The 21,519-nt window shown below is 65.3% G+C and carries 19 protein-coding genes and 1 tRNA gene; 15 read left to right on the top strand and 5 right to left on the bottom strand.

The features are described from left to right. Positions 1–48: 48 nt before the first annotated feature. From AC13F7_RS08830 to AC13F7_RS08810, 5 genes are all read left to right on the top strand, one after another. Positions 49–996, top strand: coding sequence for a bifunctional riboflavin kinase/FAD synthetase (locus AC13F7_RS08830; protein ID WP_482999889.1), 948 nt, complete (start codon positions 49–51; stop codon positions 994–996). Continuing rightward, a complete protein-coding gene (ileS, locus tag AC13F7_RS08825; RefSeq protein ID WP_482999888.1) occupies positions 993–3,824 on the top strand; it encodes an isoleucine--tRNA ligase in 2,832 nt (943 codons plus the stop codon). Before AC13F7_RS08830 ends, ileS begins: the two co-directional genes overlap by 4 nt. Then, complete coding sequence (lspA, locus tag AC13F7_RS08820) at positions 3,824–4,330, top strand: signal peptidase II (RefSeq protein ID WP_265309399.1); 507 nt, start codon at positions 3,824–3,826, stop codon at positions 4,328–4,330. The genes ileS and lspA overlap by 1 nt, the downstream gene beginning before the upstream one ends. 53 nt (positions 4,331–4,383) lie before the next feature. Continuing rightward, positions 4,384–5,334 (top strand): 4-hydroxy-3-methylbut-2-enyl diphosphate reductase, encoded by a 951-nt coding sequence (gene ispH, locus AC13F7_RS08815; RefSeq protein ID WP_123728670.1) that lies wholly within the window; start codon positions 4,384–4,386, stop codon positions 5,332–5,334. Positions 5,335–5,553: 219 nt separating this feature from the next. Then, on the top strand, positions 5,554–7,434 hold the full coding sequence (locus AC13F7_RS08810; RefSeq protein WP_482999887.1) for a M61 family metallopeptidase: 1,881 nt from the start codon (positions 5,554–5,556) through the stop codon (positions 7,432–7,434). Between the two features lie 24 nt (positions 7,435–7,458). Here the strand turns inward: AC13F7_RS08810 and treA are convergent, their stop codons facing one another. After that, positions 7,459–9,087, bottom strand: a complete 1,629-nt coding sequence (gene treA / locus AC13F7_RS08805; protein WP_482999886.1) for an alpha,alpha-trehalase TreA — start codon at positions 9,085–9,087, stop codon at positions 7,459–7,461. Between the two features lie 317 nt (positions 9,088–9,404). Here treA and AC13F7_RS08800 point away from each other — a divergent pair. Together AC13F7_RS08800 and AC13F7_RS08795 are read left to right on the top strand one after the other, a co-directional pair. Further along, positions 9,405–9,480: transfer RNA gene (locus AC13F7_RS08800), tRNA-Thr, on the top strand. 146 nt (positions 9,481–9,626) lie between these two features. Beyond that, entirely contained in the window at positions 9,627–10,511 is an 885-nt protein-coding gene (locus AC13F7_RS08795; RefSeq protein WP_482999885.1) for a hypothetical protein, read from the top strand. On the opposite strand, the gene AC13F7_RS08790 is transcribed toward AC13F7_RS08795, so the two are convergent. Continuing rightward, entirely contained in the window at positions 10,504–11,445 is a 942-nt protein-coding gene (locus AC13F7_RS08790) for a DNA-methyltransferase (RefSeq protein ID WP_482999884.1), read from the bottom strand. The genes AC13F7_RS08795 and AC13F7_RS08790 overlap by 8 nt on opposite strands. Positions 11,446–11,815: 370 nt before the next feature. Between AC13F7_RS08790 and AC13F7_RS08785 the strand changes: the two genes are divergently transcribed. The 7 genes from AC13F7_RS08785 (at position 11,816) to AC13F7_RS08755 (ending at position 17,515) form a co-directional block, all read left to right on the top strand. Then, positions 11,816–12,073 (top strand): helix-turn-helix transcriptional regulator, encoded by a 258-nt coding sequence (locus AC13F7_RS08785; protein WP_482999883.1) that lies wholly within the window; start codon positions 11,816–11,818, stop codon positions 12,071–12,073. A gap of 3 nt (positions 12,074–12,076) precedes the next feature. After that, entirely contained in the window at positions 12,077–14,482 is a 2,406-nt protein-coding gene (locus AC13F7_RS08780; RefSeq protein WP_482999882.1) for a bifunctional DNA primase/polymerase, read from the top strand. 636 nt (positions 14,483–15,118) lie between these two features. Next, a complete protein-coding gene (locus AC13F7_RS08775; RefSeq protein WP_482999881.1) occupies positions 15,119–15,637 on the top strand; it encodes a hypothetical protein in 519 nt (172 codons plus the stop codon). Continuing rightward, positions 15,630–15,875, top strand: coding sequence for a hypothetical protein (locus AC13F7_RS08770; protein ID WP_482999880.1), 246 nt, complete (start codon positions 15,630–15,632; stop codon positions 15,873–15,875). The genes AC13F7_RS08775 and AC13F7_RS08770 overlap by 8 nt, the downstream gene beginning before the upstream one ends. A gap of 31 nt (positions 15,876–15,906) precedes the next feature. Continuing rightward, a complete protein-coding gene (locus AC13F7_RS08765) occupies positions 15,907–16,296 on the top strand; it encodes a hypothetical protein (protein WP_482999879.1) in 390 nt (129 codons plus the stop codon). Positions 16,297–16,521: 225 nt separating this feature from the next. Beyond that, on the top strand, positions 16,522–17,244 hold the full coding sequence (locus tag AC13F7_RS08760) for a hypothetical protein (protein ID WP_482999878.1): 723 nt from the start codon (positions 16,522–16,524) through the stop codon (positions 17,242–17,244). Beyond that, positions 17,237–17,515: a hypothetical protein gene (locus AC13F7_RS08755; RefSeq protein WP_312707565.1), complete on the top strand. Its 279-nt coding sequence runs from the start codon at positions 17,237–17,239 to the stop codon at positions 17,513–17,515. Before AC13F7_RS08760 ends, AC13F7_RS08755 begins: the two co-directional genes overlap by 8 nt. A 145-nt stretch (positions 17,516–17,660) precedes the next feature. On the opposite strand, the gene AC13F7_RS08750 is transcribed toward AC13F7_RS08755, so the two are convergent. After that, the gene (locus AC13F7_RS08750) at positions 17,661–18,734 is read right to left on the bottom strand and encodes a DUF3644 domain-containing protein (protein WP_482999877.1); all 1,074 of its coding nucleotides are present in this window, start codon (positions 18,732–18,734) and stop codon (positions 17,661–17,663) included. A 204-nt stretch (positions 18,735–18,938) separates the two neighbouring features. Between AC13F7_RS08750 and AC13F7_RS08745 the strand changes: the two genes are divergently transcribed. Next, complete coding sequence (locus tag AC13F7_RS08745; protein WP_482999876.1) at positions 18,939–19,454, top strand: hypothetical protein; 516 nt, start codon at positions 18,939–18,941, stop codon at positions 19,452–19,454. Positions 19,455–19,545: 91 nt separating this feature from the next. Here the strand turns inward: AC13F7_RS08745 and AC13F7_RS08740 are convergent, their stop codons facing one another. Next, positions 19,546–20,064: a hypothetical protein gene (locus AC13F7_RS08740; RefSeq protein ID WP_309150921.1), complete on the bottom strand. Its 519-nt coding sequence runs from the start codon at positions 20,062–20,064 to the stop codon at positions 19,546–19,548. A 130-nt stretch (positions 20,065–20,194) separates the two neighbouring features. Continuing rightward, a complete protein-coding gene (locus AC13F7_RS08735) occupies positions 20,195–21,397 on the bottom strand; it encodes a tyrosine-type recombinase/integrase (protein WP_482999875.1) in 1,203 nt (400 codons plus the stop codon). Positions 21,398–21,519 lie beyond the last annotated feature (122 nt).

The raw sequence follows: 21,519 nt of genomic DNA, 5'->3' as shown, positions 1-21,519 counted from the left end.
GGCTATCTCTTGCAAAGCATCGGCCCTGGTGGGCCGCATTCCACGTAGATGAGCAGGCTGTTTAGAAACGTCGAAGGCGGGCAGTTGTTCCCGCACGGAAGCGTGGTCTGCATCGGCGCATTCGACGGCCTGCACCTGGGTCATCGTGCGTTGGTGCGCCACGCCGTTTCGCGCGCGCGCGCGCTGGGCGTGGCTGCCGTCGCGGTGGCCTTCGAGCCGCTGCCGCGCGAGTACTTCGCCCAGGGCGAGCCGCCGCCGCGGTTGACGCTGGCCCGCGACAAGGTCGCGATGCTGCGCGAACTCGGCGTGGATGCGATCGGCCTGCTGCGCTTCGATGCGCGCATGGCCGCGATGCAGGCCGAGGCGTTCGTCGAGCAGCTGCTGGTGCACCGTCTGAGCGCGCGCGAGGTGTGGATCGGGCCGGAGTTCTGCTTCGGCAACCGCCGCAAGGGCGATCTGGCCCTGCTGCAGGCGATGGGCCACGAGCGTGGCTTCAGTGCCGGTGAGATCGAGCCAGTCGACCTGCATGGCGAGCGCATCTCCAGCACCCGCATCCGCCAACTGCTGCGCGCCGGTGATTTCAGCCATGCCGGCGATCTGCTGGGCAGGCCGTATACGATTGGGGGCAGGGTAGTGCGCGGCCGCCAGTTGGGCCGTACGCTGGGCTTCCCGACCGCCAACCTGCGCTTCCCGAAGACGCCGGCGCTGTCGGGGATCTACGCGACCTGGGTCCACGGCGTGTTCGACCAGCCGTGGCCGTCGGTCTCCAGCTTCGGTACGCGTCCCACCGTGGATGGCGTGGAGCCGCTGCTGGAAGCGCATCTGTTTGATTTCCAGGGCGACCTGTACGGCCGCCACATCGATGTCGAGTTCGTCGCCAAGCTGCGCGACGAAGAAAAGTTCCAAGATCTGGCTGCGTTGACCGACCAGATGCACCGTGACGCCGAACAGGCCCGTCACATCCTTTCCGAACACAGATTGCGAGCCACTGCGTGAGCCAGGACTACAAAGCCACCCTTCATCTGCCGGCAACCGAATTCCCGATGCGCGGCGACCTGCCCAAGCGCGAGCCGGGCATTCTGTCGCGCTGGGAGGACGAGGGCCTTTACGCCCGCCTGCGCGACAACGCGCAGGGCCGCCCGCTGTTCGTGCTGCACGACGGCCCGCCCTACGCCAATGGCCAGATCCACCTGGGCCACGCGGTCAACAAGATTCTCAAGGACATCATCGTCAAGTCGCGCTACCTGGCCGGCTTCGATGCGCCCTACGTGCCGGGCTGGGATTGCCACGGCCTGCCGATCGAGATCGCGGTCGAGAAGAAGTGGGGCAAGGTCGGCGTCAAGCTCGATGCGGTCGCGTTCCGCCAGAAGTGCCGCGAGTTCGCCGAAGAGCAGATCGACCTGCAGCGCCGCGACTTCAAGCGCCTGGGCGTGATCGGCGATTGGGACAACCCGTACAAGACGCTGAGCTTCGATTTCGAAGCCAACGAGATCCGTGCGCTTTCCAAGGTGTTCGCCAACGGTCACATCGTGCGCGGCGCCAAGCCGGTGCACTGGTGCTTTGACTGTGGCTCGGCGCTGGCCGAGGCCGAAATCGAATACCAGGACAAAACCTCCCCGGCGATCGACGTGGCCTACGTGTCGCGTGATTCGCAGCAGTTGGCCGAGCGCTTCGGCGTGGCGCTGCCGGCCGATGTCGAGGTGGCGGTGCCGATCTGGACCACCACCCCGTGGACCCTGCCGGCCTCGCTGGCGGTGTCGCTCGGTGCGGAGATCGAGTACGTGCTGGCCGAAGGCCCGGCCCACAACGGCAAGCGCCGTTGGCTGGTGCTGGCCGCCGCGCTGGCCGAGCGTTCGCTGCAGCGCTACGGTGTGGACGGCCTGGTCGTGCACGGTCGTGCCGCCGGCGCCGCGCTGGAAAACCTGCTGCTGGCCCATCCGTTCTACCCGCAGCGCGACATCCCGCTGCTCAACGGCGCGCACGTTTCCGACGAAGACGGTACCGGTGCGGTGCATACCGCGCCGGGCCATGGCCAGGAAGACTTCGTGGTCAGCCAGCAATACGGGCTGATGGAGAAGTACAACGCCGGCCAGATCAACCCGGTCGACGGCCGTGGCGTTTACCTGTCCTCGACCCCGCCAGCGGGCGACGTCGAACTGGCGGGCGTGCACCTGTGGAAGGCGCAGCCGCTGATCGTCGATGTGCTGCGTGCCTCCGGTGCGCTGCTTGCGTATGTCGAGATCGTGCACAGCTACCCGCACTGCTGGCGCCACAAGACGCCGGTCGTGTTCCGCGCCACCCCGCAGTGGTTCATCTCGATGGACAAGGCCAACCTGCGCAGCGATGCGATGGCCGCGATCGACAACGTCGGCTGGTTCCCGAGCTGGGGCAAGGCGCGTATCGGCTCGATGGTCGATGGCCGCCCGGACTGGTGCATCAGCCGCCAGCGCACCTGGGGTGTGCCGATCGCGCTGTTCACCCACCGCGAAACCGGTGAGCCGCACCCGCGCACCGTCGAGCTTATGCAACAGGTCGCCGACCGCGTGCAGGCCGAAGGCATCGACGTGTGGTACTCGCTGGACAGCGCCGAGCTGCTGGGCGATGAAGCGGCGCAGTACGAGAAAGTCACCGACATCCTGGATGTCTGGTTCGACTCGGGCGTGACCCATGAAGGCGTGCTGCTGGCGCGTGGCTTCGGCAAGCCGGCCGATCTGTATCTGGAAGGCTCGGACCAGCATCGCGGCTGGTTCCAGTCCTCGCTGCTGACCGGCGTGGCCATCGACAGGCAGGCCCCGTACAAGCAGTGCCTCACCCACGGCTTCACCGTGGATGAGAAGGGCCGCAAGATGTCCAAGTCGCTGGGCAACGGCATCGAGCCGCAGGACATCATGAAGACCCTGGGCGCGGACATCCTGCGCCTGTGGATCGCCTCGGCCGATTACAGCAATGAAATGTCGCTGTCGCAGGAAATCCTCAAGCGCAACGCGGATGCCTACCGGCGCCTGCGCAACACCGCGCGCTTCCTGCTCGGCAACCTGGACGGCTTCGACCCGGCCCAGCATCTGGTCGCCCCCGCCGACATGGTCGCGCTGGATCGTTGGATCGTGCATCGCGCCTTCGAGGTGCAGGAGAAGATCAAGGCGGCGTACACCGGCTACAACATGGCCGAGATCGTGCAGCTGCTGCTGAACTTCTGCAGCGTGGATCTGGGCTCGGTATACCTGGATGTCACCAAGGATCGCCTGTACACCATGCCGGTGGACTCGCGCGGCCGTCGTTCGGCGCAGACCGCGATGTATCACATCGCCGAAGCGTTCACGCGCTGGATCGCGCCGATCCTGAGCTTCACCGCCGATGAGCTGTGGGGCTACCTGCCGGGCGAGCGCAAGGAGAACGTGCTGTTCGCCACGTGGTACGAGGGCCTGGCCCCGCTGCCGGCCGATGCACCGCTCAACGCGACCGACTTCGATCAGCTGCTGGCCCTGCGCGAGCAAGTCGCCAAGGTGCTTGAGCCGATGCGCGCCAATGGTGCGATCGGTGCGGCGCTGGAAGCGGAGATCACCGTCGCCGCCGATGCCGAGACCGCCGCGCGCTGGCAGCCGCTGGCCGAGGAGCTGCGCTTCCTGCTGATCAGCGGTGACGTGCAGGTGCGCCCGGCGACCACCGACGAGGTGTTCGTCAGCGCCCAGCCGACCGGCAAGCAGAAGTGCGTGCGCTGCTGGCATTACCGCGCCGATGTCGGCTCGGTCGCTGCGCACCCGGAACTGTGCGGCCGCTGCGTGACCAACATCGACGGTGCCGGCGAAGACCGGCGGTGGTTCTGATGGCCGCCGCCCGTCCGCGTCCGAACGCGCTGATCTGGCTGCTGCTGTCGGCGGTGATCATCATCGCCGACCAGTGGAGCAAGGCCTGGGTGCTGTCCAGCCTGCCCGAGTACGAGCCGGTGGTGGTCATCGAGGGCTTCTGGAACTGGTACCGCACCTACAACACCGGTGCGGCGTTCAGCTTCCTGAGTGATGCCGGTGGCTGGCAGCTGTGGTTCTTCACCGCGCTGGCGGTGGGCATCAGTGGCTTGATGGCGTACTGGATGTGGGGCACCGCGCGCGGTGCCTGGCGCAGCGCCGTGCCTTACGCGCTGGTGATCGGCGGGGCGATCGGCAACGTGATCGACCGCCTCATGCACGGTCACGTGGTCGACTTCATCCAGTGGCATATCGGGGACCATTACTGGCCCTCGTTCAACATCGCTGATTCGGCGATCGTGGTCGGCGCGGTGGGTATCGCCCTGTTCGGCCTGTTCGACGGCAAGGCTGCCAAAAAAGCGGGATAATTCCCTCCTGTATCCGTAACAACCCGGCTCACGCCGGCCGGAGTATCTGACCGATGGATGTGTTGCTCGCCAATCCGCGTGGTTTCTGTGCCGGTGTCGATCGTGCGATCGAGATCGTCAAGCGCGCGATCGAGACCCTGGGTGCGCCGATCTATGTGCGCCACGAGGTCGTGCACAACCGGTTCGTGGTGGATGACCTCAAGGCCCGCGGCGCGATCTTCGTCGAAGAACTCGACGAAGTGCCGGACGACAACACGGTGATCTTCAGCGCCCACGGCGTGTCCCAGGCGGTGCGCCAGGAAGCCGACCGCCGTGGTCTGAAAGTGTTCGATGCGACCTGCCCGCTGGTCACCAAGGTGCACCTGGAAGTGGCCCGCCACTGCCGCGCCGGCCGCGACGTGGTGCTGATCGGCCATGCCGGGCACCCGGAAGTGGAAGGCACGATGGGCCAGTGGAGCCGCGAGCGCGGCACCGGCCAGATCTACCTGGTGGAGGATGTGGAAGATGTCGCCACGCTGGTCATCGACCAGCCGGAGAACTTCGCCTACACCACCCAGACCACGCTCTCGGTGGATGACACCCGCAGCATCATCGACGCGCTGCGCACCCGCTTCCCGGCGATGCAGGGCCCGAAGAACGACGACATCTGCTACGCCACGCAGAACCGTCAGGACGCCGTGCGCGACCTGGCCAAGCGGTGCGATCTGGTGCTGGTGGTCGGCTCGCCGAACAGCTCCAACTCCAACCGCCTGAGTGAACTGGCGCGCCGTGATGGCGTGGAGTCCTACCTGATCGACGGTGCCGACGAGATCGATCCGGCGTGGGTCGCCGGCAAGAAGCACATCGGCCTGACCGCAGGCGCCTCGGCCCCGCAGGTGCTGGTGGATGGTGTGATCGCGCGCCTGAAGGAACTCGGCGCCACCGGTGTGGGCGAGCTGGAAGGCGAGCCGGAATCGATGGTGTTCGCGCTGCCGAAGGAACTGCGGCTGCGGTTGGTCGACTGACCGCGCAGCATTCCGCCATACCTGCCGTGTCTCCGCCAAGGTAGTGCCGGCCGCTGGCCGGCCGCGCACCCCGATTGGCTCTGATCCCGACCGGCACACAGAACGTCACTGCGCGCCGCTGTGCCAATCATGGCCGCAACGTGACGCATGACCTTTGGCCAGGGGGCAGGGCGCTGGCGGAGGATTAGGATCGAGGCTTCCCCCGTTGGAGCCTGCCTCATGAAGATGCGTGCCATTGCCCTGTCCGTGTTGCTGGCCGTGTCCGCCACCGGCGTGCAGGCGCAGACACCGCCGCCGCAGGACGTGGCCTTCCCGGGCCTGCTGCGCATCGACGTGGACGCGCGCGACATCGGGCGACGCATCTTCAAGGTCAAGGCCACGGTGCCCGCCAAGCCCGGCCCGCTGACCCTGCTGTACCCCCAGTGGCTGCCCGGCGCGCATTCGCCGAGTGGCCCGATCGACAAGCTTGCCGGCCTGGTCGTCACCGCCAACGGCACACCGCTGCAGTGGACGCGCGATCCGTACGACGTCTACGCCTTCACCGTGCAGGTGCCACAGGGCGCCAGCGAAGTGGTGGCCGAGTTCAAGTTCCTCTCTTCGCAGGGCACCCAAGGCCGCGTGGTGATGACCCCGGACATGCTCAACCTGCAGTGGAATGCCAATTCGCTGTACCCGGCCGGGGTGATCACCCGCAACATCCAGGCGCAGGCCACCGTCACGCTGCCGCCGGGCTGGTCGTACGCCACCGCGCTGGATACCGAGCGCCGCGAAGGCGACACCGTGGTGTTCAAGCCGATCAGCTACGACCATCTGGTCGACTCGCCTTTGTTCGCCGGCCGCCACTTCCAGCGCTTCGATCTGGACCCCGGTGCGAAGGTGCCGGTGCACTTGAATGTGTTCGCCGATGAGGCCAAATCGCTGGCCGCCAAGCCCGAGCAGATCCAGGCGCATCGCGCGCTCGTGCAGCAGATGTACAAGCTCTACGGCGCACGCCATTTCGACCGCTACGAGTTCCTGCTGGCGTTGACCGACAAGCTCGGCGGCATCGGCCTGGAGCATCAGCGCTCCAGCGAGAACAGCGGCGACACCGGCTACTTCACCGAGTGGGACAAGACCTGGCTGGGCCGTGATCTGCTGCCGCACGAGTTCAACCACTCCTGGAACGGCAAGTACCGTCGCGGCGCCGATCTGACCACCCCCAACTTCAACGTGCCGATGGGCGACAGCCTGCTGTGGCTGTACGAAGGCCAGACCCAGTTCTGGGGCCAGGTGCTGGCCGCGCGCTCCGGCCTGTGGAGCCCGCAGCAGGCACGCGACGTGCTGGCCAATGTGGCGGGCACTTACGACCGCGGTCGCCCCGGCCTTGCCTGGCGCAACCTGCAGGACACCACCAACGACCCGACCATCGCACAGCGCCGCGCGCTGGCGTTCCGCAACTATCAGATGAGCGAGGATTATTACTCCGGCGGGCAGATGGTGTGGCTGGACGTGGACGGCAAGCTGCGCGCGCTGACCGGCAACAAGCGCGGCCTGGATAATTTCGCCAAGGCGTTCTTCGGCATGAACGATGGCGACTGGAACGTCCATCCGTACACCTTCGAAGACGTGGTGAGCACGCTCAATGGCGTGGCGCCGTTCGACTGGGCCAGCTTCCTGCGCGAGCGCCTGGACGGGCACGGGCCGCTGATCGGCGGTCTGGAAGCGGCCGGCTGGAAGCTGGTCTACACCGATACGCCGAACGAGGCGTTCAAGGCGCAGGAGACGCGCGGCAAGAACAGCAACCTGCTGTACTCCATCGGCCTGTCCGTCAGCGAGTCCGGCTACATCGGCGATGTGCTGTGGGACAGCCCGGCCTTCAATGCCGGCCTGATTCCCGGCATGAGCGTGGTCGCGCTCAATGGCCGGGTGTTCAAGGCCGAGCAGTTGAAGGAGGCGATCACCGCCGCCAAGACCGACAAGGCGCCGCTGACGCTGCTGGTGAAGAGCTTCGATCGCATCGATACGGTGACGCTGGATTACCACGATGGGCTGAAGTACCCGTCGCTGGAGCGCATCGCGGGTAAGCCGGACCGGTTGGCGGAGTTGTGGAAGGCGCGGTGAGTGCGCTGCGTGGAGGCCGCTGGCTCAGTCCGCGGCGTCCACATCCTGGGCGCTCTCGCACGCACGCTTCGGCGCACACAGGCGATCCAGCAGCGCCAGCGTGACCCCGTTGCTCCAGCCGAAGCCATCCTGCAGCGGGTACTCGCCACCGCCGCCGCCGGCGGCCGAACCGTCCACCACATATTTCTCCACCAGCTTGCCCTCGCGGTCGTACACCGTCTGCACGGTGCGCAGGAAGCGCGTGCCGATCCGGCGGGCGAGGGTGTCCTGCCCATGGCGCTGCAGCCCGTCCACCGCGACCCACTGCAACGGTGCCCAGCCATTCGGGGCATCCCATTGCTGGCCGGTCGTCACGGTGGTGGTCAGCAGCCCGCCGTCGCGCAGCAACTGAGCCTGTACGGCCTCCGCGGTACGGCGTGCCTGCGTGCGGCCAGCGACATCCAGCCACAAGGGGAACAACGCCGCCGCCGTCAGGGCAGGGCGGGTCTGGCCGCGCTCCAGATCGCGATCCACGTACCAGCCTTGCGTGTCATCCCAAAGCAGCTCGTTGATGGCGTGCTGACGTGCCTTCGCCAGTTCGGTGAAGGTGCGTGCGCCGCTGCGATCACCGGCCGCCTTGCTGGCCCGGGCCACGGTCATCTCCAGATGGAACAGCAGGCTGTTCAGATCCACCGGCACGATCGCCGTGGTGTGGATGCTCGCCAGTGCAGACGGCTCGGCAAGCCAGCGCGAGCTGAAATCCCAGCCCGACTCCGCACCGGCGCGCAGGTCGCGATACACCTGCGAAGGCGCGCGCTGCGGCGCTTGGGCGGCGGTGGCCAGATCATCCATCCAGGACTCGGTGCGTGGCACCGCGCGGTCGTCCCAATAGCGGTTGAGCAGTTGACCGTCCGCCAGCCGCACGACGCGTTCGCGCGCCTCGCCCGCGGCCAGCGTTTCCGCGCCGCGCATCCAGAACGCATGCTCGATGCGCAGCTGCGGCAGGTAACGGCGGTAGGCCTCGTCGCCCTCATGCGTGGCGAGCAGATCCACCATCAGGCTGAAGAACGGCGGCTGCGAGCGGCTGAGGTAGTAGCTGCGGTTGCCGTTGGGGATATGGCCGTAGCTGTCGAGCTGGAACGCGAAGTTGTCCACCATGTCGCGCACCTGCTGCCAGCGACCACTGGAGGCCAGCCCGAGCAGGGTGAAATAGCTGTCCCAGTAGTACACCTCGCGGAAGCGCCCGCCGGGCACGACGTAGGGCTTGGGCAGCGGCAGCAGCGAGCCGTTCGGATCCACCGTGTCGGTGGTGCGGGTCAGCACGGGCCACAGCCCATTGATATGCGCGCGCAGTGTCTCCCCCGCAGGTGGCACGTACGGCTGGGTGTCACCGGGCACCGCGAAGTGCTTGGCCACGAAGGCTGCCAAGTCGAATCCGGGCTCAGTCCTGGCGCGCTGCCACTGGGTGAGCAGGGCAGCGCTGGGCTGGTGGGGCACTGCGTCCGCGAAGGTCTTCTGATCCTTGAACAGGTGTGCGCCCTGGACCTGCTGGAACAGGAGCTGCCACTGCTGGTCCGGGGGCTGCGGCATCGGCACCGTGCCTTGTGCCAGCGCGGGGGCACTGAACAACAGGGATGACAGCAGCAGACCGGCCAAGCGGGGACAGGGGCGCATGGGATGCCTCCGGAGGTGGGGAATCCACTGTAGGGGCTGGTGCGTCAAGGCCTGGTGCTGCTGGAGCACGTCGGGCCAGCCCGTTGGCGCGCGGCGGTTCGGCGGCGCGCGCGCTTCCCTGATTGACCAAAGTGGCCTGCACCCCCTAGAATTCACGGCCTCGCCGGAATAGCTCAGTTGGTAGAGCGGCGCATTCGTAATCGCGACGCGGTTGTCGTGGTGGCGGAGGCAGAAGGCATGCGGTACAAGGCTTTAGGGCCGCCAGCGGTCCGATGGTGAGGTAACGCGGACACGGTTTGAACAAGTTTCAGGTTTCCGCCGGAGTAGCTCAGTTGGTAGAGCACGTCATTCGTAATGATGGGGTCGTAGGTTCGATTCCTATCTCCGGCACCACCTAAAGGTGAGAAGGGCAGCCCACAAGGCTGCCCTTCTTGCTTTGCGCGTCAGCCGCCTCTACTCCAATCGCCACAAAGCAGTAGAAGCCTTGCCCAATTTGTGAATTTGGGTAACACTCGCCTGTTAACAAGATGGGTGAGGCAATGGCTTTCATTGTAGAGAATCTCAGACTCAAAGAGCTGGCAATCGTTGCAGCGCAAAACAAGCCAATTTTCGACGACTGGTTGAGTTATCTGCAGCAATGCGGCTATCCCTCGCTGCACTCTTTTGTCTTAGAACAAGACGAGACCAAAGGCGAACAGGTCATATTTTCATACCTGCGACGCCCTTTGCCCGAGGGCATTGCACTTTTTGATGGCATAGCGCGCCCTTATCAACCAGAAAAAGCTAAGTGGTTATTGCTGGGCTGGATACTCCGCGATGCTCCCGAGCAACGATTACGTCCGATGATTTCGTCAATGCCGGGGCAGAACAGCCTTGCTAAGCAAGCTTACCTTCTGAATAAGCTGCGAGTCTACGTAGCATCCATATTTCCTGAAGCTTCACGCTGGGATTGGACGTCGGTATCCGAAGTCATTATTGACCGCCTTGAGGGGAGTCGGAGAGCGATCAAAGGAACATTGTTCGAGGTGATCGTTAGGCGGAATCTCAAGGCGATCTTTGAGCAAGCGCAGCTTCATCTCGACATCAGCGATACGGAAATTCGCTTAGATGGTGAAACCTATGATGTCCGAGTTATCGGAACGAAGGGACAAATCCTCATCCCCGTAAAAACGCGGGAAACGATGGGCGGCGGTCACGCGCTACTTTTCACTCGCGACATCCACAAATCCATTTCAGTTGCGCACAGCGCGGGATTCGAGTGCATTCCGATTGTCATTGCTGAAAGCTGGGCTGGTGACTTTTCATCACTTACATGCAAGGATCATATTTATATCAATATGAACCCAAATCAGATCGCGCATGTAGAGCCAGTGCTGGCAGCCGAATTGATGAAACGACTGCCAGCATTTCAAGACATCACGTAATTAGCCGTCTTCGCGCCATATCGCAGTACTCTGGATTTAGCTCAACACCGAGAAACCTGCGATCATTATTAAGAGCGACCAACCCAGTGGTCCCCGATCCAAAAAACGGGTCAAGCACTACTCCATTCCGAGGAGAGCCGGCCAATATGCATGGCTCGATCAATTTCTCCGGAAACACGGCGAAATGTGCTTCGCGGAACTTCCCAAGCGGAACGGACCAAACCGTCCGCTTATTTCTTCCTAGTGGATGGAACGCTTGATCCCATCGTCCGTTGTGAAGGTTGGAGTTCCCCATGTTCTTCCCGAGCTCCGGCGTCCCATCTCTTTTCCCCAGATGATTGCGCCCCCCTAGCATTTTGCTGTTCTCAGAAAACGTCACATGTGGTTCGCGTATGGAATCAGCATCGAAATAGTAAGATTTCGACTTACTGAACATGAAAATATATTCGTGATCGGTGGTAAGCCGACTCTTAACAGATGAGGGCATGGCATTCGGCTTATGCCAAATCACGTCAGAGCGAAGAAACCAACCATCAGCGACGAGCGCAAGTGCAACACGCCAAGGCATTCCCATTAATGCGCCGTCTTTATACTTATCGCCGAGATTGAGCCATAATGTTCCATCATCGCGTAGAATCCGACGAACTTCTGAGAACACGCGGACTAAATGTGAAATGTAAACTTCGGGGTCGCTCTCAATTCCTATCTGCCCTTCTACACCGTAATCCCGTTGACCAAAGTATGGCGGGCTTGTGACAGCCACGTGAACAAATTTCTCCGGCATTGCCTTTAATGCCTTCTCCGCGTCCGAATTGACGATTAGGTTCCCGGCTCGCCAATTCACCTCATGAGCGCTGAAATGCGTATAGACTGGCGTGCCTTGGCCGCTTGCATCAAATAATCCCGGTACTCTCGATGTATCTTCTAGTTTCATGCAGGCCCCTAGGCGCGTCACTTTTCTTCACAGTAACCTTTCATTTTAAGGCATTCAGCTTGCGGAGAACAGCTGTAGATGAGAGGTTCTGACTGAAGCCGCAGAGGCTCCTGCTAGAACAATGTTGGTTCCATGAAGTCTCGTGGCGCCTTAAGATGATGATCGTCGGACGTCACCAACCGCCCGGCACTACTCATCTATAAGATCCGCCCCGCCTTGGCAGTGGGGAACGAAGGCCGGCCACTTTGGGCCGGGTGAACGGATCACGTCGAGTTCCCGCGAATAGCTCGGGAACGCCAGTCACCGCGTAGCCCCGTATTGCGGCAGGGGCGCCGGTGGCTCGCGTTCACCCGCCGCGGAGAAACCGACAATGACCCTCCGGCTCGCCACCTCGGCCGCCACCCTGGCCGAACTCCACTCCCTGCCAGACGACGCCCTCCTTAGCACCCGCGAGGCGGCGGCGTTCCTCAACCTCTCGCCCCACTCGCTGAACTGGTACAGGTGCAACCGCATCGGCCCGGACTACGTGAAGATGGGCACTAAGACCGTCCGCTACCGCGTGGGCGCCCTGCGCGCCTACGCCGACTCGCTGTGTACCGGCATCGGCCGTCCAAAGATGGAGGGTTGAGCCATGTCCGCAAAAGAAAACGCCCACGGCGGACAAGACCGTGGGTGCAAGGAGATGCCCGAGGAGTGCGGGCGCAAGCCTGAACAGCAAGTCAATCATGCCGCCGCCAACTCCCGCAGGACGCCATCGATCGATGCCGAGGGCCTGATCCGCGCGGGCCTGCCGCTGATCCCGCTGCACCGCTGGGACGCGAGAGACGCCAAGGGCCGCGCCCGCGGCAAGTCGCCGATCGACGGCGCGTGGCAGTCCCGCGACTACGACAGCCGCGAGGTGGTGGAGCAGGCGCGCCGCGACGGCCGCAACGTGGGAGTGCGCCTGCCGCCGACGTGGATGGTGCTCGACGTGGACCCGCGCAACTTCGGAGGGAAGGACGACCCCGACAACGCCGCCGGACGCGACCCGCTGGCCGAGCTGGCGCGCGACGCGATGCTCGACCTGTCGGCGTGCCCGCACGTCGTCACCGGATCGGGCGGGCACCACTACTACTTCCGAAAGCCGGCCGACGTCCAGCTCCTCGACAGCCTGGAGACCTACCCCGGCGTGGAGTTCAAGAGCCACGGCCGCCAGGTCGTCGCCCCCGGCTCCGTGCACCCGAACGGCCGGCGATACGAGTGGGACGACCTCGCGCCGTTCCCCGAGGAGGCGCCGCCCGTGCCGGACGCGCTGCTGCGCCTCATCCGCAGGCCGACGCGCGCCCACGGCGAGGCGGCGGGCTTCGGAGAGCTCACGCCGGAGATGCTGGCCGAGACGCTGGACCAGCTCGACCCAGAGGCGTTCGCCGAGCACGACAAGTGGCGCGACCTGATGATGGCCTGCCACCACGCCACCGCAGGCGAGGGGCGTCAGGAGTTCATCGACTGGAGCACGCAGGACCCGAAGTACCGCGACGACGCCTGGGTCATCGGCAGGCGCTGGGACTCGCTGCACGCCACCGCAGGCAAGGGCGGAAGGCCCATCACGGTTAAGCTGCTGCACAAGTTCGTGCAGGAGGTGGGAGGGCACGTCGCGCGCGTCGACGCAGCCGACGACTTTGACGCGTGGGAGGACGCCGAGGACCTGGGTTGCGGAGTGGACGACGCCGCGCTGCGCGAGCCGCCGAAGCTTGAGGGAAAGGCCGCCGTCCTGGAGGAGATGAACGCCCAGCACTGCGTCGTCATGGAGAACGGCAAGTTCCGCGTCTTTACCGAGGAGTTCGACCCGGTGCTCGGCAGGCACTTCTACCAGCGCTCCACCAAGGAGGACTTCCAGAACCTCTACTGCAACAGCTTCGTCGAGCAGGTCAACGACAGGCCGACGACGCGGGCGCAGTTCTGGCTGAAGCACCCGCAGCGGCGCCAGTACAAGGGCGTCATCTTCGACCCCTCGGGCGACCACGCAGGGTGGCTGAACCTGTGGCGCGGCTGGTCGGTCGATCCGGCGCCGGGCGACTGGTCGCTGCTGGACCGCCTCATCCGCGAGGTGCTGACCGACGGCGACCCGCAGAGCTACCGCTACGTGCTGAACTGGATGGCCGCCATGTTCCAGCGTCCGTCCGAGGCCGCCGAGGTGGCTATCGCGTTCAGGGGCGCGAAGGGCACGGGCAAGGGCACGCTGGGCCGCGTCCTACAGCACATCGCCGGGGCACACGGCCTGCACATCAGCTCGCCGGAGCACATCACGGGGCGCTTCAACTCGCACCTCCAGAACTGCATCTGCCTGTTCGCCGACGAGGCGTTCTGGGCGGGCGACAAGTCCGGCGAGGCGAAGCTCAAGGCTCTGGTGACGGAGCCGACGGTCGCCTACGAGGGCAAGGGGCGCGATGCGGTGATGGGGAAGAACCTGATCCACATCGTCATGGCCTCCAACTCCGACTGGGTCGTGCCCGCGGGCCTGGACGGCGAGCGGCGCATCGCGGTGTTCGAGGTGAACGACTCCCGCAAGGACGACCACGAGTTCTTCCGCGCGCTTAACCGCCAGCTCGACAACGGGGGCCGCGCCGCCTTCCTGCACGACATGCTCGCGCGCGACATCCGGGGCTGGCACCCGCGAAACGACATCCCGCAGAACGGCGCGCTCGCCGAGCAGAAGCTGCGCGGCATGGATGCCGAGTTCTCCTGGTGGTACTCGCTACTGTACGAAGCCGAGCTGCCGGGCTACGACGAGGAGAGGGACTGGCAGGCCGGCGAGGTCGTGCTCGACAAGGCCGACCTGTACGACAGCTACCTGGCTTTCGCACGCAACCGCACCAGGCACCCAAGGCCGCTGCCCGGCCTGGCGAAGGTGCTGCTCCCCAAGGTGGGCGTGTCGAAGCGGCAGATCAGGAGCGGCACCCGCAAGGGGCAGTGGGTGTACGTGGTCCCCGCGCTCGACCAGGCGCGCGCCACGTTCGCCGAGATAGTGGGCGCTGAGCCCTCGCAGCTCTGGGGCTGAGGGAGCACAGCTTCGACGCCGTGCGACGCTCGACGTGTCGCACGGCTTCTTTTTGCTCGATTCGGCTTGCGGATCATGCGCTTGGGACTCGGTGCACGACATGCACAAGATTTTCGGCTCCGAAATCGTTTTAGGATTTTCGGCGCCACCCTGACCCCGCCGACACGCCACTCTGTTGCGGGGCGACTTTCGATTCGTCGTCGGTGCGAAATAAGCTGTGCATGCTGTGCATGCTGTGCATGCTGTGCATGCTGTGCAAGTTGTTCAAAGATCAATAAAGCTAAGTAAAACAAAGAAAAAACAACGCACAGCTTCGCGCACAGCTTCCGAGTTGCCCTTCAGAAACTCGTGCGGCGAGACGAATGCGGGTGTCGGCGCGGACTGAGCCTGGCCGAGCGCGGCAGCGTGGAGGCCGATGCGGGGAACGCGGCCGGATCGTCCCTCCGACCGCGTGCTTCCTGTCCCTCGCGCGCGAGGAGAAGCTCCCGCCGACCCTGGCCGAGCGCGCCGCCTGATCGCACATCAGAGGGTCGGGGCCGTCCAAGTCCTTGAGCCGACTGCTTGAACGATGGCGTGCCTGCGCGCGTAAGCACGACACGATCACGCCGTAAGCCACTTTTCATGGAGACGGCGGCCGTGCAGTCCACCCCCAACTCGTTCACGCCCGAGCGGCGCGAGGTGTTCTTCCAGGTCCTGGAGGACACGTGCTCGCCCAAGCAGGCCGCGGCCGCGGCGGGCATCAGCAGGCAGACGGCCTTCTACCACAAGGCCAACGACATCGAGTTCCGCACGCGCTGGGAGAAGGCCATCGAGGTCGCCTTGGACGCGCTGCTGGACGAGGCGTACAGGCGCGCGGCGCTCGGGTACGAGGAGCCAGTGGTCCACGGCGGCAGGCTCGCCACGGTGAGGGACCCGCAGAGCGGCGAGGAGCGGCCGCTCACGGTGCGCAAGCACAGCGACAGGCTCCTGGAGGTCCTCCTGAAGTTCCGCTACGGCGAGCAGATGGCGGACAGGCTGCGCGTCAAGGTCGAGGACACGGGGCTGTCGGCCGACGCCCTGCTGGCGATGCCCGCCGACGAGCGCGCCCAGCTCGTGGCGCTGCTCTCCAAGTACAACGCGGCGCGGCCGCACGACGAGGAGCACGACGATGAGTGACAGGCTGAGCGTCGCCGAGGCCCTGGCCAAGGCGGAGCAGATCGAGGTCATGTTGGGCGCGATCGAGGGCGCGGCGCCCGAGGCGGTCGCGGCGATGGGCGGGCGCGATGCCCTTGCCCGCAGTTGCGAGATGACCTGCATCGGCCCGGTGCCGCGCATCGACGCCGCGGAGTGGGAGCGCATGTCGCTGGAGTACGAGGACAGGCGCGAGCATGGCAGCGTCAACAGGGGGCACTAACGGGCACGCGGTCGCCGTCGAGGTGGAGGGCGTGCGATACCCCTCCGCCAGGTCGGCGGCCCAGGCGCTCGGCGTCAGCTCCAACACCTTGGTCCGCCGCTGCCACAGCCCCGGCGTCGCCAACTACCGCTGGCTCGGCGCGACGCCGGGCAGGCGGGCGGTGCACGACCCCGCCGAGGTGCGGATCGCCAGGGAGCTCATCGAGCCCGCGCGCTGGCCGAACGACGGCGGCGCGCGACGCGCCCCCGTGATGGACCCCAACTATGACCCGCCCAGGGTCGTGCGCCGGGTCGGCTGGCTCCGCTGCCTGTGCTGCGGGCGTTCCCACTTCTCCGAGGACGTGGCCCGCGCCCGCATGTGCCTGGACTGCGGCGGCGCAGGCGGGATGCCCACCGGGGCGCGCCCCTCCGAGGACGACTGACTACCCGTCGGAGGGCGGGGCGGGCCCAAGCCCATGAACCGCATGCCGCCGCGACGGTGGCAGCACCGAGGGAAACACGCCCGGAGAACGATGGCGTTCGTCGCCCGCGCTCCCCGACACATTGAACGCATCCGGTCAGCGCATTGGCGCGCAGACCACCCCGCGGCTGGGGACGCGCTCGTGACAGGCGACCGGAGGACCACAACCCACCGGAGCACACGAGCCATGAAGATCACCCTCAGCGACACCCAGCTACTCAGCCCGCAGCAGATCGGCGAGCTCGCGTCCAACCTGGACGCCATCCACACCCGCGTCCTCAAGGCCATCGAGCGCCTCAACAAGGACGTCGCCGCCAAGAAGAACGAGATTGCCTCGCGCTGGAAGAACGCGCCGGGCGTCGGCGCCGGCGAGCTCGCGCGCTTCGCGCAGAACGAGACCCTCGCGGCCGTCCGCCAGATCAGGGACAACAGCAAGGCCGAGCTGGACGCGCTGCTCAAGCAGGCGGGCGCCCCGCACGCGCAGCTCATCGCGCAGAAGCCGTTCTACGACTCCCCGGCGAAGGTCCTGGCCCGCGCGGCCCTGGGCGACCCCAAGCGCACCGAGTACCTCCAGCAGCTCCAGCACGCCGGCCCCGCAGAGCTCGGCCACATGGCCCAGGTCGCCGTCGGCACGCGCAACCTGGCCCTGGCCTCGGCCGTGCTGTCCCTGATCGACCGCATGCCGTCCAAGGACCGCCCGGTCGGCCCCGTCGAGCTGGCCACCGCCATGCGCATGGACGAGTTCCTGAAGGTCCAGGAGTACGTGAAGCTGGGCGACGCGAGGCTCCAGGGCATCCTGGTCACCATCCGCGCCTGGAACGCCGGCAAGGCCAACCCCATCAGCTCGATCCAGCTCGCGATGCGCGAGCGGGACATCGACCACGATCTGATCGGGGGCGGCGATGAATAAGCTGGCCCACTACTCGGCGGACCACCCGGTGGCGATCGCAATCGCCGGCATGGTCACCGCCCTGCGCACCGGCCGAGACCTCCTCGCGTCCCTGGCCGAGCGGGCCGAGGCCGCGGGCGTCCGCCCGTACTCCGACTACTTCGACGACGCGGCGCGCCTGGCGGGCATGCCTTACTGCCGCGCGCTGGACCTGTACGTGGACCGGGCCACGAAGCGCCGGGCCGACCGACTTGGCTACCACCAGGCGCACCTCGCGCTCTGCTCAGCCTGACCGGGCAAACCCGGCCGGGTTGGTTAGGTGCGCAGAGGGCAACGGGTGGCCCGGCCGTGTTTCGAGGGGGATGTCCTGAGGGCATCCCCTTCTTTTTCTATGACATTAGGTGAAAAGACGAGCCAATGTCTAATTGGAGAGTGCCTTAATGGCCCCGTCTACCTATGGGTTTTTGCCTTTCCCAGACGGCATCCATATCCAGCTTCGGAAGCTCCTCCTTGATCTTCTCAACGGCCTTGGCCGAGTACCGCTTGAATCGCTGGGAATCGACCTTGAAGTCCTTGAAGTAGTCATCCGACTCTTGAAGCTTCAACTCCTTAACAACGGCAAGGGTCTTGGGTGGCGAGAGGCTGACCTTCTCGGCGACTGCATGTAGCCCCAGTGAGTAGAAGCCAAGTTGATCGACCTTCCTCACCGCTAGGACCGTTGCTCCAGGAGTGCCTTCTGGAACGATGTGTACGGCATCGCCGTCCTTCCGGGTGATGCGGATTGCTACGTTTATTCCCTCGCCCTCAGCTGAAACTCGAAGAGTTGAGATGCCGGGAAACAGCTCCTGCCAAGTCTTGCCCTCCTTCACCTTGCGCGCCAAAGCGTTCACTTCGAGCTCGCTCGGTTGCGAGCGTACGCCGGACAGCGAGGACTCAACAATGGCGAGAGCTTTGAGCTTCGCCTTCGCCTCAACCTGGTCGCGTGAGTAGGGCTGGAGCTGCTGGATGATTTTCTCGAAATCGGTCTCGATCATCGTGTGCAGGTCGGGCGGTGGGTTGGGCGAAACGGGCAAAACTCGTTCCGGAACGTGGTCGCTGAGTTTCTCGTCGAAAACTCTGCTGAGAATGTCGCGGAAGAGAGTTACACCTGCCTGAGCGTGCAGGTATAGCTCCTGTTCGGAGAGCTCGACCACGTCGTGCTGAGCAGCGTCGCGGAGGCTGTTGATGATCTGGACGGTTAGGCCCTCGTCCACGCTGAGAAACTTCACATCGGCGTCGTCAAGGCACTTGCGCACGCACTTCTCGAAGCCAATCGTCTCTCGCTCGTAGGCCTCTCTGATCTTACCGCCCTTGTGGATGATGGCCGCCTTGAGGATCAGCTCGAAACTCCGATCGAGGAGGATCAGGACTGCCTCCTTCCTGCCCCTGTCCCAAGGCCTGTTGAAGTGCTCGACTGCAAGCACCAAGGAATCTATGCCCTTGTCTAGCAGCATTCTGGCCTGCTTTTTCATTCTGTCCTCGTACTAGAAGAAGATCCGTTGGGGGGGGGGGGGGGGGGGCTCCCGAACCCCGCGGATGGCGAGCTAATGCCTATGTGTGCACCCCCCCAGCGCCGCCCCCCACTCCCCCTCGCGTGGGGGGGGGGGGGCGCCCCGCCCGAACCCAGCGTATCGCGACCTAATGCCTATGTGTCCACCCACACGTAGGAGAACGCCATGAAACTGGAAGACATGCCTAGCAAGGAACTGCTCGCGCTGCACAATCGCATCGCCGACAAGCCCGCGGGACCCAAGACCTTCGCAACGCGATCGAAGCTCGTGGCGCGTATCGAGCAGATCGCGACCGACAAGAACATCGACCTGAACTCGTCCGGGCGGCCGAAGAAGCCCGAGGCGGCCGGGGAGCGCGCAGAGCCGAAGTCCGATGCTGCCGAGGCGCCCGAGGCCACCGAGAAGAAGCCCCGAGGCAAGGGTATCGGCGCGCTCGCACGCGCGATCCTGATGGACCCGGCGGGCCACCCGCACGCGCTCATCGCCGAGATGGTCAACGCGCAGATCGAGGGCGCTGCCGCCACCGCCAAGTCGGTGCGCTGGTACGCCAACGGCATGCGCAAGAAGGGAGTCGAGGTGCCGCCGCGTCAGAAGCATCATCCGGCCGACATGGACGAGGAGCAGTCGGCCGAGGCCCTGCGCACCGTGCGGGTGGTCGAGCCCGCGCCCTCCGACGGCTGACGCCGTTCTCCCGCCGTGCAAGAGAAAGGGCCACCGTCTCGGTGGCCCTTTCATTTCATCGACTTGTGGTGCGTCGCGCTCCGATGGTGGATCAGGCGGCCGCTTCCTCGGGCGTCATAACGGGGACTTGAGCCTCGGGGTCATCGGCCTTCCGGGCGTTGTAGAGGTGCTTCGCCTTCTCCCACACGAGGGCCGCCGTCGTGCGCGCGTGGAGTTCGTGCATGCCCTCGAACCCACGCAGGTAGTCGGTGAGGGCGGCCTTCGGCCAGTCCTCTGCGCCGTAGACGTCCGCCAAATCGATGTAGTAACGGTACCAGTCGTACTCCGCGTGGCAGTCGAGTACGTCCGCGCCGAACCCGCGCAGGGCAGTCGCCTCGTCGAGGTCCTTCTTCACCGCCTCGAGGAGTACCCAGCCCTCGTCGTTGTCATGGTCTCTATCACTGAGGATACTCGTCGGCATCAGCTTCCAGGCCGAGACGAGGCGCTCCGTGGAGCCGCCGGTTTCCGACGGTGCAAGATCGATCGCGACCGCAAACAATTGGTAGCGAGCGAACTCATAGATACCAGCCACGGCCTTGGTGTTCGTTTCGATGTTTCGGTTCTGGCTCATGTGCATTTTTCCCAGTTGGTTGTCACTGATCGGCGACCAGCTGGTGAGGAATGCTAAGCACACTTTTCGACGCCGTATGTAAACGAATGCTGGACCTGCCGCCTTCCCGACATTTCCGAGGAACGTTTATTTACAACGCACCAGCGCGCGTGCTTGCGAGGCGAGGAGGCCACTCGCCTTCCGTCCATTCAAGGCCGAGCTGTTCGAGGATGTAGCGCGACGCCGCCTCCTGGTGCTTGCGCAGGTGCTCGGGGCCGACGTGGATGTAGCCCATCGTGACGTTGCTCGCCGCGTGGTTGAGCAGGTACTTCAGCTCAAGCAGCGGGACGCCCGCCTGCACGGCCAGCGTGGCGAACGTATGCCGCAGGGCGTGCCCCGTCAGGCCGTCCAGCTCGTGCTGCGCGACCTCGGCGACGTGACCCGACTTCGACTCGGCGGGGAACAGCCACGGCGTCTTCCGGTGGAGTCGCGGGTTCGCTTCGACGCGGTGGCCGAGCAGGTCGGCGAGCGGCCCCGACAGCGGCAGGTCGAACGCTCGGGTCGATCCACCCTTGGGCTTGGGCACGTGCAGGCGCCCGGAGGCGAGGTCCAGGTCCGAGGCGCGGGCCTCGCAGGCAGACGTGCGCCGCATGCCGGTGAGCACCATGAACAGGTGCAGGTCGCGCCGCACCGGGTGGAGGCCGAGCACCGCCTTGCCCCAAGCCCTGAGCCTGTCCGTCGGCGCGTCCACCTTGCGCCGCCGCAGCCCGTGGTAGTCCACGTTCCCGCAGGGGTTCGGCGGCAGGTCCGGGTGCTCGCGCAGGCCCCGGTTGTACACGGCCCTGAAGATGCGGAAGGCGTTGTCCGCCGAGGGCGCGCCGTGCCGCTCGGTGATCCTGCGGTGCCTGTCGCGCACGCCCGAGCGGTCCGCGCCGAGTTCGGCCAGCGGGCGGTCGAGCCAGTCGGACAGGTACTGCTCGCAGTTGTAGCGGTAGTCGTCCTTGGTCCTCGGGGACAGCGGCTTTGCCGCCAGGTGGAGGTCGAGCGCCTCGCGCAGGGTGATCCCGCGCGCACGCGCCCGGCGGCGCTCCTCGTTCGGGTTGACCCCGCCGCGCATGCCGACCAGCGTCTGCCGGGCGGCATCGCGGGCCTGCTTGGCGTCCATCGCCGGGTGGTCGCCCAGCTTCGTCCTGACCTGGCGGCCGTTGACTAGGGACTGGACGTAGAAGCTGCGCTTGGTGGCGGTGACGATGAGATAGAACCCCCTCATCTCGGTGTCGGCGTACAGGGCCGACTTGCCCGGTTCGGGCCGGGGTGCCCTCTCGACGAGGGACTGGGTGATCTTCGACTTCATGCTGGCTCCGTGGGTGGCGGGGCCACGGCACGGACACGGTTTCGCACCACAAGGTGCCGTGTTCAGACGCGCCGTAAGTGCCCCTGAAGCCTCATTAGGTCGCGGTTTTCCCTTGCTGTAAG

It is taken from the genome of Stenotrophomonas sp. K-6 (genome assembly GCF_056861555.1).
The sequence above is the reverse complement of the archived record's forward strand: the minus strand, read 5'-3'. Positions and strand labels throughout refer to the sequence as shown.